This is a genomic window from Flectobacillus rivi (assembly GCF_030056655.1).
GTDB classification, from domain to species: Bacteria; Bacteroidota; Bacteroidia; order Cytophagales; family Spirosomataceae; genus Flectobacillus; species Flectobacillus rivi.
The window spans coordinates 200,568-216,194 of record NZ_JASHIE010000003.1; the positions used below are offsets into that span (position 1 = coordinate 200,568).

General features: G+C 35.6%; 16 protein-coding genes. 7 read left to right on the forward strand and 9 right to left on the reverse strand.

What is annotated here, in order from left to right:
* Positions 1-328 precede the first annotated feature (328 nt).
* Together fucP and QM481_RS05200 are read left to right on the forward strand one after the other, a co-directional pair.
* On the forward strand, positions 329-1,606 hold the full coding sequence (fucP, locus tag QM481_RS05195) for an L-fucose:H+ symporter permease (RefSeq protein WP_166552003.1): 1,278 nt from the start codon (positions 329-331) through the stop codon (positions 1,604-1,606).
* Positions 1,607-1,768: 162 nt separating this feature from the next.
* Positions 1,769-2,119, forward strand: a complete 351-nt coding sequence (locus QM481_RS05200; protein ID WP_283380910.1) for an L-rhamnose mutarotase — start codon at positions 1,769-1,771, stop codon at positions 2,117-2,119.
* Between the two features lie 215 nt (positions 2,120-2,334).
* Here QM481_RS05200 and QM481_RS05205 read toward each other — a convergent pair whose 3' ends face one another.
* The 8 genes from QM481_RS05205 to QM481_RS05240 form a co-directional block, all read right to left on the reverse strand.
* Positions 2,335-3,795, reverse strand: a complete 1,461-nt coding sequence (locus QM481_RS05205; protein WP_283380911.1) for a serine hydrolase domain-containing protein — start codon at positions 3,793-3,795, stop codon at positions 2,335-2,337.
* Between the two features lie 54 nt (positions 3,796-3,849).
* Positions 3,850-4,320: a hypothetical protein gene (locus tag QM481_RS05210; protein ID WP_283380912.1), complete on the reverse strand. Its 471-nt coding sequence runs from the start codon at positions 4,318-4,320 to the stop codon at positions 3,850-3,852.
* 29 nt (positions 4,321-4,349) lie between these two features.
* Positions 4,350-5,045, reverse strand: coding sequence for a DUF4386 domain-containing protein (locus tag QM481_RS05215; protein ID WP_283380913.1), 696 nt, complete (start codon positions 5,043-5,045; stop codon positions 4,350-4,352).
* Complete coding sequence (locus QM481_RS05220) at positions 5,038-5,976, reverse strand: NAD-dependent epimerase/dehydratase family protein (protein ID WP_283380914.1); 939 nt, start codon at positions 5,974-5,976, stop codon at positions 5,038-5,040. The genes QM481_RS05215 and QM481_RS05220 overlap by 8 nt, the downstream gene beginning before the upstream one ends.
* Before the next feature lie 11 nt (positions 5,977-5,987).
* Positions 5,988-6,440, reverse strand: a complete 453-nt coding sequence (locus QM481_RS05225; protein ID WP_283380915.1) for a hypothetical protein — start codon at positions 6,438-6,440, stop codon at positions 5,988-5,990.
* A gap of 88 nt (positions 6,441-6,528) precedes the next feature.
* On the reverse strand, positions 6,529-7,092 hold the full coding sequence (locus tag QM481_RS05230; RefSeq protein WP_283380916.1) for a Crp/Fnr family transcriptional regulator: 564 nt from the start codon (positions 7,090-7,092) through the stop codon (positions 6,529-6,531).
* Positions 7,093-7,408: 316 nt separating this feature from the next.
* Positions 7,409-8,095 (reverse strand): M48 family metallopeptidase, encoded by a 687-nt coding sequence (locus QM481_RS05235; protein ID WP_283380917.1) that lies wholly within the window; start codon positions 8,093-8,095, stop codon positions 7,409-7,411.
* A 164-nt stretch (positions 8,096-8,259) separates the two neighbouring features.
* Positions 8,260-8,883: a chloramphenicol acetyltransferase gene (locus tag QM481_RS05240; RefSeq protein WP_283380918.1), complete on the reverse strand. Its 624-nt coding sequence runs from the start codon at positions 8,881-8,883 to the stop codon at positions 8,260-8,262.
* 155 nt (positions 8,884-9,038) lie between these two features.
* Between QM481_RS05240 and QM481_RS05245 the strand changes: the two genes are divergently transcribed.
* Together QM481_RS05245 and QM481_RS05250 are read left to right on the forward strand one after the other, a co-directional pair.
* Complete coding sequence (locus tag QM481_RS05245; RefSeq protein WP_283380919.1) at positions 9,039-9,605, forward strand: Crp/Fnr family transcriptional regulator; 567 nt, start codon at positions 9,039-9,041, stop codon at positions 9,603-9,605.
* Between the two features lie 237 nt (positions 9,606-9,842).
* On the forward strand, positions 9,843-10,712 hold the full coding sequence (locus tag QM481_RS05250) for a DMT family transporter (protein ID WP_283380920.1): 870 nt from the start codon (positions 9,843-9,845) through the stop codon (positions 10,710-10,712).
* A 303-nt stretch (positions 10,713-11,015) separates the two neighbouring features.
* Here the strand turns inward: QM481_RS05250 and QM481_RS05255 are convergent, their stop codons facing one another.
* Positions 11,016-11,405: an RDD family protein gene (locus QM481_RS05255; RefSeq protein WP_283380921.1), complete on the reverse strand. Its 390-nt coding sequence runs from the start codon at positions 11,403-11,405 to the stop codon at positions 11,016-11,018.
* A 715-nt stretch (positions 11,406-12,120) separates the two neighbouring features.
* Between QM481_RS05255 and QM481_RS05260 the strand changes: the two genes are divergently transcribed.
* The 3 genes from QM481_RS05260 to QM481_RS05270 are packed head-to-tail and all read left to right on the forward strand — an operon-like array spanning position 12,121 to position 15,489.
* Positions 12,121-12,519: a hypothetical protein gene (locus QM481_RS05260; RefSeq protein WP_283380922.1), complete on the forward strand. Its 399-nt coding sequence runs from the start codon at positions 12,121-12,123 to the stop codon at positions 12,517-12,519.
* Positions 12,520-12,559: 40 nt separating this feature from the next.
* The gene (locus QM481_RS05265; RefSeq protein ID WP_283380923.1) at positions 12,560-14,812 is read left to right on the forward strand and encodes a hypothetical protein; all 2,253 of its coding nucleotides are present in this window, start codon (positions 12,560-12,562) and stop codon (positions 14,810-14,812) included.
* Between the two features lie 17 nt (positions 14,813-14,829).
* Positions 14,830-15,489 carry a hypothetical protein gene (locus tag QM481_RS05270; RefSeq protein ID WP_283380924.1) on the forward strand — a complete coding sequence of 220 codons (660 nt, stop codon included), beginning with the start codon at positions 14,830-14,832 and terminating at the stop codon, positions 15,487-15,489.
* The last annotated feature ends 138 nt before the right edge of the window (positions 15,490-15,627 follow it).

The following is a 15,627-nucleotide window of genomic DNA, read 5'->3' on the forward strand; positions in this document are numbered from 1 at the left end:
CTAGTCGAGACACAATGATTGCGTCTAAAGCCGAGTGAAATCTAGTATGATAGCATCAAAAAAGCGGTCGGAAAATATTTTCCGACCGCTTTTTTGATGAAACCTTGAAGAATAATCTCAATCCGATCATTCGGGATGCATCATGTTTGATACTATTTTTCAAATGATACCTCTTAAGACGCAATCATTGCGTCTCTACTGCTAGAATACAAATTTTAACATAATCACTCATTCGCTAAATTAAGGAATGTCTCATATTTTTGCCGTATGAGTATTTTTCTAAAAAATTGACTTTTGACAACAGTTAAATAACTTAAATCAAACATTTATGGCATTGCCGAAAACAAACGATTCCACGAAATCCTATTTAATCCCTTTTATATTAATAACAGTATTATTTTTTCTGTGGGGATTTGCACACAATCTCAACCCAATTTTGATTCCACATCTAAAGAAAGCTTGTCAACTTACCGACCTTCAGTCTGCTTTTATTGATTCTGCTTTTTTTGTAGGATATTTTGTGATGGCCATTCCAGCGGGTTTGGTGATGAACAAATACGGTTATAAATCAGGGATTATTCTAGGTCTATTGATTTTTGCTGGAGGGGCATTTTTATTTTATCCTGCGGCAGGAACACGTACTTATGGTTTGTTTCTTTTTGCCTTGTTTATTATTGCGAGTGGCTTGACTTTCTTGGAAACGGCGGCAAACCCGTATGTAACAGTTTTGGGCGATGAGCATACAGCTACGCAAAGGCTTAATTTATCTCAATCGTTCAATGGTTTGGCGGCTTCGTTAGCGCCATTGGCTGGCAAATTCTTTATTTTGACAGATACGACTATCTCTGAAGAGCAATTAAAAACATTATCGAGTAGTGAAGTAGATGCACTTTTGACACACGAAGCACAAAGTGTTCAAATTCCGTACATCGTTATTGGTTTAGTGGTATTGAGCGTTGCGGCAATTTTATGGAAAACGAACTTGCCTGAAATTAAAGAAAGTACTGACGAAAATAGCGCAACAGAAAAAGGAAGTATCTTCAAACAGACTAATTTGATGTTGGGTGTTCTGGCACAATTCTTTTATGTGGGAGCACAAGTTTGCGTATCTAGTTTCTTTATTCGTTTCTTGGGTAAAACGGCAGGCATTGGCGAAAAAGAAGCTGCTGGCTATTTGGCTTTTGCTTTGTTGTGCTTCATGTTAGGACGCTTTTTAGGTACTTTCTTGATGAAATATATCGCACCAAATCGTTTGTTGGCGGTTTATAGTGTTTTCAATATCGGTCTTTTGGCGGTAGCAATCATGATTGGTGGCTTTACCTCTATCTATGCATTAATTGGCGTTGAATTCTTTATGTCTATTATGTTCCCAACCATTTTCTCATTGAGTATTCAAGGTTTAGGTTCACAAACCAAGTTGGGTTCATCTTTAGTGATTATGTCAATTGTTGGAGGCGCTATTTTCCCTGTTATCATGGGACGTATCTCCGACATTAGTTCAATCCAAACGGCATATATTGTTCCATTGGCATGTTTTGTAGTAGTACTTTTCTTTGCGTTGAAAACAAAATCATCGAAGGGAGCCATTGCGAATGCGGGACACTAATGATTGTGGATTTGGGATGTTTGATTTTGGATTTAGTTTTTTCGAGAATGATTAAAAAATCCGAAATTAAAATTCAAGCTTAGGTACAGACCAAATTAATCGTAAATTTTTGACTACTTTACACGATTCGTCGTCGTGTTGACAAACATAAAATAGTAAAACATGAATAAGAGATTTGCCTTGGCGCTTGATTTAGTGAACGATGAACAGTTGATAGCTGAGTACGAAAAATACCATGAGGCAGTTTGGCCCGAAATATTGCAAAGTATCGCTGGGGCAGGCATTACTCAGATGGAAATTTATCGACTGGGAAACCGCTTGTTTATGATTATGGAAGTCGATGATTCTTTTTCATTCGAAAGAAAAGGACAAATGGATGCTGAAAATCCAAAAGTTCAAGAATGGGAAAAACTAATGTGGAAATATCAAGATGCCTTGCCTATGGCACAACCAGGCGAAAAATGGTTGCTAATGGATAAGATTTTTGATTTGAAAGCGCAGTTATCTCAATAACACGAGACAGGGAGAAAGAGGTATCATTTTGGAATATAGTATCAAAATCTCGAATTTTAGAACTAGGGGTACACTCCAACTTCTCATCAAAAAAGCGGTCGAAAATTGTTTTTTCGACCGCTTTTTTGATAGTACCATGCTAGATATGACTCGGCTTAAGACGCAATCATTGCATCTTTACTGCTAGAATGGAGCACTCATGTTTCTCCTTAAGTCTATCGCTTATTCCAAAGTTCATTTCCTAGATACAGTTTCTCTGTCAACAGCTTCTCTATGATTTTTGCATCGTTATCGCTATTTAAGAAAATCAGCCACGCATTTTTACTTTTCGGAAACATAATGGCAATCGTATTTACCCCAGGGTCTTTTCCAGTATGCATCAAAGCATATTCGTCACCACTGAAATTTGTGAGTTTTTCCCATCCCAACCCAAAATAATCATTGACATTTAACTGCACCTGATTTTTGTACATTTCAGTTAAAACAGTCTGAGACAAACCTCCGCCATTTAACAAATAGACCAGAAAATTACCATAATCCTCGACGGTAGTCAATAAATTGGCGGCAGCATTTGCCTTATAATACTTTTCTATTGGGAAAGCATTCCCCTCTTTATCGTAGTTTTTTACATATCTCTTTTCATCGAAGGATTTGTCCCACCAAAAGTGCGTATCCTGCATTTTTGCAGGTTTGAACACATATTTCTGGGCAAGTTCTTCCAAGCTTTTATGAAATTTCACTTCCAAGGCCTTTCGAAGATACTCAAAGCCTTCTCCAGAATATTGAAACTTGGCGGCTGGTTCAAACTCAAATTGCAACTTTTTACTTTCTGTTAAATATCGCCAGTTGGGAAACCCCGTTTGATGCGAGAGGATAATTCTTGGCGTCAATTTATGGACTCTTGAATCATTTTTGAGGTCAGGGTCTATCCAATATTTGTTTAATTGCTCATCTAATCCCAGTTTGCCTTCACTGATTAATGCCAAAGCCACTAAGGCAGTTACGGGTTTGGTGAGCGACGCCACCTTGAAGATAGCGTTGTAAGGTAGATTTTCTTGACTAATAACTTCTATATGAGTCAGTTGACCGTTATTAATAATTCCCAATCCCAAAGCAGAAACTTTTTCTTGAAGTAATAAGTCTTTTATGTCATGTTCAAAACTTTTAGTTGGTACCGATTTTGGGGGTTCATGATGATCAAAACTCAACACTTCTTTCAGCAGCCAATTTTCATTTTCCCATAACCAAACATGTGTAAATTTCGCTGTACTGGTATGCACATCCTTTTTTTGAGGTTGTCGTATATAAAAATGGTGAACGCCACTTTGCACTGCGCCATATAATTGACCATTATTGTAAAGTGGAAAAACTTCTAAACTACTTTCATCCACTCTTCTGATAGGCTTCATATTGGGATTAGAGCAGATATTTTCTTTTGTATTTCTTAAAAAATCGGCTTTGGTTTGAATGCCACTCTGGTCATGGAAAAATAGTAAATTAGGATGAATTGCCTTGTTCAAATATTCAAAATCACAAAGGTTGAAAGCTCGCTCAAAGAAAGTGCTATCTTGCTTTTTGAGACTAATAAATAGTTCTGAATCATGAGCCACTTGGGCATTTGCCCAAATAGATGAACAAATAATGGTGAGTATCGAAAGTAAGATTTTATTCATCATAAAAATGTTTTATCAAATGTATTCAATGTATGTGTTCATTTTTCATCTCCCCTTTTACTTTGCTCCAAAGACTGCTGCCGTAAGTAAACTCAGAAAACCTAAGATATTAGCTATTTGACGATATTGGAATATGGTAAACCAACTATCTCGGTACGTCGTCCAGTCGGTTGGAAAATGATTACTTGACCATGAATTGATGATGTCATTGATAGGCAAACTGCCTTTTAAGGTCAGCATAATATCTATCACCAAGGCAATCATTCCGACAGTAGCAGATACAAACAGCAAACTTTTAGGAGTTTTTATCGTTGAAAATACGAGCAATAGATTAGCAAAGAAAGCGATATAAATCACATATTTAAAATTTGCTCTCATAAAAGTATCTGTCAATTTCCTTAGCTCAATATACGAGCTGGCATTCAAACTGAGTTGCACCTGTTTTAAGGAAAGGATATACATAAACGCCTGACTCGCAAGGATTGCATAAGCTAATAGCGTGATAAAAATGATAATTTTCGTAATCATAAATCTTAAGAGAAAAGTGATTTTCTAGTTTATATTTTTTTCTGAATAAAAATTACCCCCACGATGATTAGCCAAACTAACCAAAGTGTACTTCCGATAAAACCAGCCAAATCCCACACAGGAAAATCTTTCATGACAGTAGCAAATAATTCTGCTTGTGCCAGCAAATAAATGACTGAGCTACCGATACCTAACCCGTTGACCCATTGGGGCATTAACTTGTGCTTTGCAAATGTTAAGGTCATCAAAAATGTCCAGATAATAGTGAATAGTTGCCCCAAGTATTCACCCAAAATAACACCTCCAAATTGGTGAATTGCCTTAAAAGTTATGATAACAGCAGCTTTAGTAGCATAGTCAGTGGTACTCACAAAAGTGTCGGCAAGGACAGGTACAACAAATGTCCATCTCAATAAACCAATCATTTGGACGAGTAATCCAATAACACCAATTGTGGTAGCGATTCGAACCAAAGATGATTTATTTTCGATTTTTTGACCCAACAAAATATACGCTGGTATCAGCGGAATACCCGTTATGGCAAAAGCAAACCAAGTCCAAATGAGCCTACTTCCTCCTTCATGAAATTTGGTAAGAATGGTAGCCGTATCTTTTCTGAGAATATCAGGATATTCAAAAATCATCGTGAGTACTGTGTAAGGAATCAACAAGGCTGTTGCGCCCGCAACCAGCAAGATTCCGATTATTTTGAAGTAATTATTCATTTTTTGAGTTATACCAATCAAGGGTTTCTTTAACGATTTCGGAAGGGAAAGTAGCATGATTACCAAAACGGGACACGTATTTGTCATGATTCACCACAAAAGGCTGTTCAAACTGGTAGGCCATTTCATAAAGTTCTTTGATAAAAGGGCTAAAAATACCTGCAAGTCTGAGGACAAATTTGGGCATGATTCTTTTCTTGATCTTCTTATTGCCAATTACTTCAAAAAGATGCACCCATTTGTCGATACTCAAGGCAGGGGCATTTGGTGCATGCCACACTTGCCCAAAAGTATCGTCAGCAGTTCCGACATTGACCATTGCCATGGCAAAGTCTTTCAGATAAGTAAAACTGTGAGGCTCAGCTATATTACCAAACAGCATAATTGTTTTGCCATCATAAATACTTTTCAAAAAATCAGTTCCAAAAAGTCCTTTATGAATGTGTGGACCCACAAAATCTGAGGCTTTCACAAAAGCAACTCTCGCATTAAAATCTTCCCCAGAATACAGAAGTTTTTCGATAACTTTTGCCCGTATAATTCCTTTCTGAGTTTGTGCAACATGAGCCATTTCCTCCTTCATTTCTATGCCAAAGGTATTGCCATAAGAGTAGAGATTATCTGCAAAAACCAGCTTCGTTGTAGTTTTCCGAAGCGCATATCTCAAAGCCTCTGCGGTGGCAGGATAAAACGTTTTCCAGTCCTGATAAGGCATATCAGTACAGCTAAAAATAAGCGTTGACTTTTGAGCAATTGCCTCCACATCTACTCGATTGGTGACATCTGCCGCTATTACCTGTACATTTTCTGGTAGAATCATGGGAGATTTCCCTGAGCGATTTACGACTAATATTTCTTCCTTGGGGTTTCGTTGAAGCAACAATTGCAACACCGCAAGCCCAGATTGTCCTGTGCCTAAAATTGAAATCATGACCGCCTAGTTTAGAGGAAAAAGGAATAACTAATACCAGGCGTAGGATTGATTTTGAAATCATGCCCCTTGGCTGCTACGCCAATTGCGCCAATGCGAAGATTGAGTCCTTTCCAAACCATCCAGCGAAAACCGACTTCCATACCTAAAGCATTTTCGTCTTTATACTCCAAATTGATTCCTCTCAAGAAAGAAACGCCAGCATAGAATGAGGAAGGATTTTCTTTTTTTCCAACAGGTAAAAACCAAGCGGTTACACCCGTTTTAAGGAATTTTGTCGTAACTCCCGATTCGAATGCCGTGATATAGTAACCTGCGTGTACGGAAATGTGTTTGTGGCGATATTCAACACCAATAGAAGGGTTACGAAATCCGTTGATGCTGATTTCGTCATTGGAGAATTTGCTTTGAGAAAAAGCTGTAGTTGATAAAAATACCAATAGAAGAATTGTTACTTGTTTCATGTGAATTTGCATGTTTATTTGTGAATTGATAATGCAAATTTCAGGACTCAACTTTTGTTTCTACTGGACAAATGTCTAAAAGAGAAAATCAACGAATTTTACTTCGGATTCGACTCAGATGACGAGGTGTAACGCCAAGCATAGACGCCAAATGCTGTAATGGTATTTGTTGTAACAAATGAGGCTCATTCGTTAGAAGCTTTTCATATCGTTGCTCGGCTGTCATGACAATCAAATCATGACGGCTGGCGTCTATTCCGCAAATGCTGGCTTCGAGCAAACCAATATAAAAATCTTTAAAAGCAGGAATTTCGTTCACCAACATTTTTAAATTCTCTCTAGTCACCGTACTAATACTGCCATCTACAAGCGCTTTGATATTCTCACGAGCGGGGGCTTCACTAATAAAGCTCAATACTGAGGCAAAAAAGGTATTTTCAATGGAAATATAGGATGTCTTTTCTTCGCCATCCACCATGACATAGTACTGAAACATTCCTGTTTCAACAAAGCCAATATATCGGCTTACTTTGCCTTCTTCTACGATAAATTCATTTTTTTTGAAATGGCGTAACTCAAATGTATGGAGTATTTTTTCGAGATCACTCCCGCCAAAGCCAATACTTTCAAAATATTTCTTCACCTTTTGCATAGGAAATTGAGTATGAATGCTGAATTGTGAGTTGTAAATGTATTTGCCTAATTATCAATACTTTACATTAGGTATAAGGGAGTTATTAGGTAACAGTATATTCGTTATCAGAATAAACTCATAATCAGAAGGATACTATCACTATGTACCGCAGATATATTATCAATTTAATCTTTCCTATTACTAAAAAAGGATTAAACTAATAGTATATCTGAGGCAATATTTTACTATAACATTTTGATTATGAGCACCTTCAAATAACGAATATTCTATTATCTAATGACGTATTCTTACTTACATTGAATTCAGAAAGAATTTAAAAGCGCCTAACGTACTGAATCGCAGCGTTAACCGCGCCTTGCAGTGACAGATGTTGTCCTCTCATACTCATATTATATGCCAATTGATAGCCATTCATGAGACAATTATAGCGTTGATTGGGGGTTCCATGATGTTGTGGGCTATTAAAGGAATAATCGCCTTTTTGGAAAAACGAAAGTGCAGCCTCTTGCACAAATGTAGTTTTAAACTCGACAGACCTGAAATACATATAACAGCCAGCCAAATAGTCAGCAAACAATTCTTTATGTTTTCCAGACAAACCTGTCCCAAATTTAAAATCGACAATATGTGCAAACTCATGCGCCATCACAATCGGAATTGCGCTGCAAGTGCCCGACGAAGACTGCAAGCACTCTTGTTGGATAAGCGAAAAGCCGATGAGTACAGTTCCGTCTTGCAGATTGGGATTTGAAACTTTAGGGGTGGCGTAAGCATTGGGAGTATCGCCATCTTGTAGATAGTATAAATCAGGAGATACTCCAAACTTCTGGACAAGATAATAATACTCTTGAGTGTTGATTTGGTCAAAATTGGGATTGCCCGAAAACTTGGTAGTTTGCCCAAGATTTGACGAACTTCCATTTAAAAAACATCCTTGTCCAAAAGTTGTCAAAGTGGCAAATAGTAAAATAGCAATCGACGTAAGTACGTTTGTCTTCATTTAATATAATTGTATGTGAATGTTGAAGCATAAAAGCTACTACTAAGCTTTTATACTCCTCTAATTTACTGAATATCATTCAATTCTTGAGACAAAAACGACTCTAAATCCAAAACTTACCATTACAATAAATAAAAACCAATGTTTCTTACTCACCAATATCTCTATTCATTCATCAATGCCTGAAAACGGTCTACATATAGACCTACGTGATAGCCATCTACCAAGGCATGATGTACATGAATAGAAACACTCATACTTTTTTGTCCATTCATTTCTATCATTTTGCCAAAAGATATTTTCGGACAGCTATCTGGAAAAGAAAAACTCCTTGCATGAGATATTGACGTAAAATCAAGCCAGGGAATGGCAGAATAATGAATCAAGTTCTCACCCGAGACAGCAGGCATTAATCCAGTAGTACTATGAACTCTATCAATTTCATTCTTCGCGTTTTGATAAAACTGTTCTTCTGACTCATCATAATAAACATGCCCAAATCCAAAAGTACCATTGGGCCGGCTAATAGTTGGAGAAGCGTTTATAACGTCGAAGCAGTAAGGATTATGGTCAATGATTCGATATCTAAAATTTTCTATTTCATTGGCTGCTTTTAAAGAACGATACAAATAATACCAGAAAAACGATTTTCCATTCTCCTTCGCTTTTTGATAGGCAATTGTGCAGTCTATTTTTACTGTTACTCCGTAAAATGGTTCTTCAAATTTTGAGAAAAAAAGATAATGTTCCTTTCTATCCCACTCCTCTAAGTTAATTAATTGTTTCATTGATTTTTGACTTAAAATTGTCTCAAAGACTTATTTTTTCCATTCAGCAGACTGGTTAGTACCAATCTTTAGAGCCTTTTCCGCTAACTTTGTTTTTCTTTGGCAAAAATCTGAAGAAGAGAAAACATTAAAAAGGACATTTGTCCCAAGTCAAGATGTTACGAACCAATCAAAAGTTTTTAGACTTCATTCAAGGCATATACGACAGTGAGAAAAATCGCCATAATATTGTCCTAAAGTCATTTGCAAAAGGTCAAAAATTACTTTACCAAGACCAATCAGCGCCCAATGTGATGCTTATTCAAAGCGGTTTTACAAAATGTTTTTTTAACGAAGAGAATGACAAAGAGTTTATTGTAGAGTTTTTGGGAAAAGGGGAAATCGTCGGAGAAATAGAAAGTATTCGGCAAATGCCTTGTTTGTGTAATATTGAGGCTATCACGAGTGTTTCGGCTTTTGTTATTCCTAGTGCCTATTTTCAAGAGCTATTAAGTAAAGACTTGAATTTAAACAAGTTACTACTTGAAGCCTTTGCTGAGAGAATCGTAAACACGTCGAGCAGAGCTTCATTTCAACAATTATACACTGTAGAACATAGCCTATCAAAACTTCTTGAACTTCAAACTAAGCAAGAAATTCAACTTTCAAAAGAAGAAATGGCAGCCTATTTAGGTATTTCAGTTCGGACTCTCAATCGGAGTTTGAAAAATATGAATTCATAATTTAACCTAAACTTTATCCATTTGTATGCCGTATTCGGTTATATTTGTGGCTTAATAAAACCAAAATATGATTCCTAACAGTTGTCTTTCGCCTCCAATCGCTTAATATTTCTTTCGATTCTCAAAGAAGTATAACTCCAATTTGTAGATTGGATGATTTGTTATGCTTTTACATTTCGATAAAATTTTAACGTTTTAATAAATCTTGTTCTGAAAATGAACAAGAAAGGCATTGTTATGAAAAAATCATATTTATTGCTACACTTAGCAGTAGTTTTTGCTGGATTTACTGGCATTTTCGGCAAACTCATCACTTTAAACGAAGGATTGTTGACATGGTATCGAGTTTTCTTTTCTTCTGTTTTTCTCTTCGTTATTTTAAAGCTTTTCAAAGTAAGTACTCGAATCAGTTTCAAAGAAAAATTGGATATTGCTAAAGTTGGATTACTTATTACGACACACTGGATATTTTTCTATGCAAGTATTAAGTACTCTAATATTTCGGTTGGAGTGGTATGCTACAGTTTGACAAGCTTCTTTACGGCACTATTCAAGCCTATTATTGACAAAAAGAGCTTTGTCGTCTCTGAAATGTTGCTGAGTGGAATAACGCTATTGGGCATTAGTCTCATCTTTCATTTTGATACATCCAATCAGTTGGGAATTGCTTTTGGGGTGGTGTCTTCGGCATTTGCTGCGCTGTACACCATTTATAATGAAAGATTAGTGAGCAATTACGATAGTAAGCTAATTAATTATTATCAAATGCTTGGAGGGACGGTTGTTCTTGGCTTATTGTTGCCACTATATTTAAACTATTTTCCAGCAGAAAGTATCATTCCTAGTGCTAAGGACACTTTTTATTTACTATTTCTATCTCTTTTTTGCACCGTTGGATTATACGTCTCATTTGCTGAAGTTCTGAAAAAGATACCTGCATTCACTGTAAATTTGACCTTCAATCTGGAGCCGATTTATGCTATCATTATGGCATTTCTCTTCTTCGATGAAGGCAAGGACGTCAACACTTCATTTTATGTGGGCTTGTTTTTTGTAATACTCTCTGTTGTTTTGCAAACCTTAATTACGGTCAGGAAAGTAAAATAAAATAATACCAGCAAGAGATTGATAGATGTATGCTCTATCAATCTCTTGTTATCGTAATAACTTTTTAGTCATGCTCATCAACTTCTCTTTGAGAGGTTGACACTTCCATATTTCTAGTATTTGGTTTCAGCGTTTAAATCCTTTGATAAGACTATCCACTGTTCCATGAGAATGATTTGAAGTGGTTGATTGACAAGTGTTCAAGGAAATTAAGGTAAGAAAATAGAGTGTTTTTTTGAACATGATAATATAAGTTATAGTTGTAGATAAATTTATGATTGAAAACTCTTTCAATGTCTAAGCTTACACTCTGATCATAACACTTCCTGCTGCCAAATCATGAATAGCTCTTCTTTGTGGATTTCTTGAAATAGAAAGGTAAGCATACATTCCAAGAGCAACTTTTATAGGATAGCGAATGAAAGATTGTAGAATATTGATACGTTGAGATGTGTCCGCGAGCTTGCGAACTCTAATTCTAGTTAAATAGTGCCCTAAGGTGGCGCCAAATGCGGTGCATATTGGTTCATAACCTCCAAATAATAAAAGAAATGCACTTAAACGAATCTCGTCAGGAACATTTTTAAAAATACTGAAAAGATGGGTCAAAAGATACATTAGGATGATTATGAACACTAAGTCGATTATAGAGGATTGCACTCTTTCTCTAAGTAAAGGGTAGTTGTCTTTCATAGTTTTAGTTTAAAAGTCAATAAAGTATATACCTATTTTCCAATAAAAATCATTGGTGCAAGGAACTACTTCATTAGAAATGTACTGTTATTTATTAATTATGGTTGGTTGAAACAATTACCCAAAACTAAATAATTTAACATAAATAACAATTATTTTCTGCACTAATAATCATTTGTATATGATTAATTCATTTTTGATTTTTGACACGTTTCTTAAAATAAAAAGACTACCCCTATTTGTTTTCTGCACCATATCAAAGTAACATTTTTCCGTAACATATACTTGATAAGGATATTATAGAATCCATAGCAATTTGTCATATACCTGTAAAAAACTAGACTTAAAGCTCCAAGCATTTAGTGAAATGGCAAGATAGAACTCATGATAAGATACAAATCTCCATTCGGCCTTTCTGTAGTCTATTAAGATAAAAGCTATTCACCCTGTATTGATGATGATGTAGAATTTTTGAACTGAATAATAAAGAAACTCAAAATAACCAACATTCATTCCTTTAATGACGCTCAAGTGCTTGCATTTACTACCATAAAATAAAAAACAGGTTAGATATTCTTCCTTTTTTCATCATAACTAATACTTAATCAATAACTTAGACTATCACTTATGAAGGCTTAACAATCTGTACTATTTGAGACCTATGTCAGAGAGTGTATTTAATAATTCAATACAAAATTTTCAATCGCTATGCGCTATGACAACAACATCAGAAATTCTCTTGCAATTACTTATTGGAGGTCTATTAGGCTTAGTTGGGCAAATGGTACGATTTGTTGTAGGTCTTAAAAAGCTAAATGACGAAGCTTCTAATAAAAATGTCACGCTTACCGAAATGTTCCAAACTACTAGGTTTGTTATAAGTCTTATTATAGGTTTTGTGGCTGGGATACTGGGAATAGTCTCTTTATCAGAATTTAAAGACAATTTCTTTGACACAAACTTGAAAGGAACAATCATGACCCTTATAGGGATTGGATACGCTGGCACAGACTTTATTGAGGGCTTCATCAAAAAGTATATTCCTGAGCAACAACAAGCTTTAGTAAGTACCGATCCTAAAGTACCCAAAGGTGGAACATCACAGCCCGCATAAATTTGGTTTATATTCTTTCTACTAAAATCTCTATATCACTATGAAAAAGCACATCATTCTTATTGCACTTTTGTGCATCATTGCAAATACAAGCATATATGCCCAGACTAATTATCTGAACGAAGCAAAGTATATTTCAGAGGTTATTAAAAAAATTGAGGTTATCAAAAAAAACGATGCAAACATCAATGACACCACTTTAAAGTTAAAAATTGATAACTATAGGGGTAAAAAGCAACTTGTAAGTGAAAATGATAAAGCGTTTAATGCATTATACAAAAAACTTTTACCCCAAACAGCGACCAAGCAAAATACTGGTAATCAGCCCGTTATCCACGAAACCCCAAAGACTAACTCAGGTAAAGCCCCCACAGGTGTAGGAAATCAACCCAGCCCACCTGCAAATAGAATAACCCCTCCAAAAAATAATACTCAGCATACAGATGATACTGTTACTATAAAGGAAAGCTTAGTTGAAACACAACTTAAAGAAGAAGAAGCTAAAAAGGAATTAAGATATATCCTTTATATAATGAATCATGATGATGTCGACCAAACTATAATTGCTGATGTCCCTGAAAAATTTGGTGCTTTTGCAGAACAGCAAAAAATAGATAAAAATATTGATGGAACCTCAGGTGATAATTCAACAAATTTTGCCTTTCCAGAAACACAAATAATATATGGTATAGTTGACTTTACCATTAGCAGAGCAAAAGAGCAATTGGTAGAAAAATATTTGGCTGGATGGTATGATAAGCTAGATTCAGTACAAATTATTAAAGAACTGATACCCCAAACCTTAGGAACCCTAAAAGCTTTTAATGAAGAACAAAGCCTAAGCATGGCAAGGTTTGGCGATAAGTGGAAATCGGCCTTTCAGGAAGACTTACGAAATGTACCATTGGCTTTACAAAAAGAATCGTTTGTAAAATTACTTTTAGATAAAGCAAAAGTAAGCGATACAGACAGTAAGCAAGTGGCACCAATTATATCAGGTGGTAGCAAATTGGTTTATGATTTATACCTCAAGAAGCACTTAGTAAATTCTGTTAGTGATTTAAGTACTGACTACCTCTTAGAAAAAGATAAGGGTTGCCCACAACCCTTTTTTAAACAAGCCATAGTATTGACAGATATACTATTAAAAGCAGGCGGCGTAATGAAAGATAATGATACGTATAAGCCTGTAAGTGTAGAGGGATTTAAACAAATGGATACAGATGCTTGGAAAGCATTTATCAAATTATTATATACTAAGCACCAAAAAGAACTAGCATTTGCTTTAGGTAATGATAGCAATAACATTATAACCAAATTATTAGACAACAAAAATGCAGAGGTAGACGATTTTGCCAACCTATTCAAAAAGACTATCTCGTTGATAAGTACTTATCAAACCATGATTAATGGCGGGGAGAATCAAACAGAAAGTAAACTGAGTTTTGAAGATAGCAGAAAGCTATTTGAGTTAAGCTTTCAACTGACAGAACAAAGTGTAGATATACTATCGTACCTTATTAAGAATAACGGGGATGATACTGAAAAACTTATAAATTTTAAAAAGGACAGTAAGGAATATTACACAGCCATATCTGAAATAGCCGAAGGCGTGGCCAATAAACAATATGGAGATGTGGTAGATGGTACGTTGGGCATCATGCGATTAATTGATACACAGAACAAAATAACTGATGTAATAACTAAACTACACATCTATGGTAGTTTTATGATAAATATCATTAATGCCAAAACAGCCGACGAAGTAAAGACAGCCTTAGAAGAACTAATCCCAAAAAATTTATATCAACTAAAAAACACCCATTCATTTAGTATATCATTGAGTGCTTATCCAGGTATTTTTGGAGGTTGGGAGAAAATAACTAAAACAAATACTGAAGCCGCATCAATATCTGCTTTTATGCCAATGGGTATAGATTTTAGCATTGGAAACAAAAAGAAGGGTTCAACTAAGAGTTTTTCAAGTACTAATCTTTTCTTGCAATTTTTAGATTTTGGTGCTGTGCTGAACTACCGATTAAATAGCAAGGAAGATGAAGAAGCTAGCCCCAATGTTACCTTTAAGCAATTGCTTTCACCAGGGTTCTCTGTAATGAGGCATTTCAAGAACTCGCCTTTGGTAATAGGAGCAGGGGTAAATTATACGCCATCGCTCAGAACTGTGAATGTTGCAGGTAATGAATATAAAGATAATGCTTGGCGTATAGGGCTGTTTTGTGCGGTAGATGTTACCTTTTTCCATTTATATAATTCCAAAAAAATACTGAAATGAGCGATATTTATAATGGAATGCGGATAATTAGAAGAGGAACAACTAATCCGGGAACATTAGGCGGTTTTTTTACTTTTGGCGGAGATGAAATCTTTGGAATATCCAATAATCATGTATTGGCAAATCTGGGACAATGTAAAATGGGAGATAAAATATGCAAGTCTGGTTCACAAATTGTAGTAGGCTCACTTCAATGTTGGATAGAGATAAATAGCGAAAGTACAAACTATCTTGATGTTGCCTTATTTAAACTAGCCCCAGATGCAAGACCTTATTGGAGAAGGCTCTTAGATGATAAAACAGTACCCGGAGAAATTCGAATGGCCGAAGAAGGCGAAAGGGTGTACATGGTTACCAATAACGGCTCAACCAAACAAGGGATAGTTAGTCAGTTATTTATCGATAAAGAGTACTTGGTTAGCTTTGGTGATAATGAATACGCTTTTACAGGACTTTCCGAAGTAACCTCTTTATCTGCCAGTCCTTTCTCTGAACCTGGTGAATCAGGAAGTTTGGTATTTAGTAGAGCAAACAACGACGTAATAGGTGTTTTAATGGGAACGAATGAAAACAATAAAGCTCGGAGTTATTATGTTCCCTTTGTTCACGATAATCTTGGTATTTGTGCGGTGTACCCCAGTATTGAGGTTTGGAATCCCTATAAGAATTTTGCTTGACAATGTTATTCTACAAACAAATGATTGAAATATTTTATAGGTTATTTGATGAACTCAAATAAGTTGGTTTCTTTAGACTCAATGAGTTTAGATTGTGATTTAGAAATATTTTTCTAAATCACAATCTAGCTTATTTTA

Coding starts and splice junctions, on each gene's coding strand:
- fucP (WP_166552003.1), top strand. CDS start 329: ATGGCATTGCCGAAAACAAACGATTCCACGAAATCCTATTTAATCCCT.
- QM481_RS05205 (WP_283380911.1), bottom strand. CDS start 3,795: ATGATGAATAAAATCTTACTTTCGATACTCACCATTATTTGTTCATCT.
- QM481_RS05245 (WP_283380919.1), top strand. CDS start 9,039: ATGTTACGAACCAATCAAAAGTTTTTAGACTTCATTCAAGGCATATAC.
- QM481_RS05225 (WP_283380915.1), bottom strand. CDS start 6,440: ATGAAACAAGTAACAATTCTTCTATTGGTATTTTTATCAACTACAGCT.
- QM481_RS05240 (WP_283380918.1), bottom strand. CDS start 8,883: ATGAAACAATTAATTAACTTAGAGGAGTGGGATAGAAAGGAACATTAT.
- QM481_RS05265 (WP_283380923.1), top strand. CDS start 12,560: ATGAAAAAGCACATCATTCTTATTGCACTTTTGTGCATCATTGCAAAT.
- QM481_RS05250 (WP_283380920.1), top strand. CDS start 9,843: ATGAAAAAATCATATTTATTGCTACACTTAGCAGTAGTTTTTGCTGGA.
- QM481_RS05210 (WP_283380912.1), bottom strand. CDS start 4,320: ATGATTACGAAAATTATCATTTTTATCACGCTATTAGCTTATGCAATC.
- QM481_RS05255 (WP_283380921.1), bottom strand. CDS start 11,405: ATGAAAGACAACTACCCTTTACTTAGAGAAAGAGTGCAATCCTCTATA.
- QM481_RS05215 (WP_283380913.1), bottom strand. CDS start 5,045: ATGAATAATTACTTCAAAATAATCGGAATCTTGCTGGTTGCGGGCGCA.
- QM481_RS05200 (WP_283380910.1), top strand. CDS start 1,769: ATGAATAAGAGATTTGCCTTGGCGCTTGATTTAGTGAACGATGAACAG.
- QM481_RS05270 (WP_283380924.1), top strand. CDS start 14,830: ATGCGGATAATTAGAAGAGGAACAACTAATCCGGGAACATTAGGCGGT.
- QM481_RS05235 (WP_283380917.1), bottom strand. CDS start 8,095: ATGAAGACAAACGTACTTACGTCGATTGCTATTTTACTATTTGCCACT.
- QM481_RS05220 (WP_283380914.1), bottom strand. CDS start 5,976: ATGATTTCAATTTTAGGCACAGGACAATCTGGGCTTGCGGTGTTGCAA.
- QM481_RS05260 (WP_283380922.1), top strand. CDS start 12,121: ATGACAACAACATCAGAAATTCTCTTGCAATTACTTATTGGAGGTCTA.
- QM481_RS05230 (WP_283380916.1), bottom strand. CDS start 7,092: ATGCAAAAGGTGAAGAAATATTTTGAAAGTATTGGCTTTGGCGGGAGT.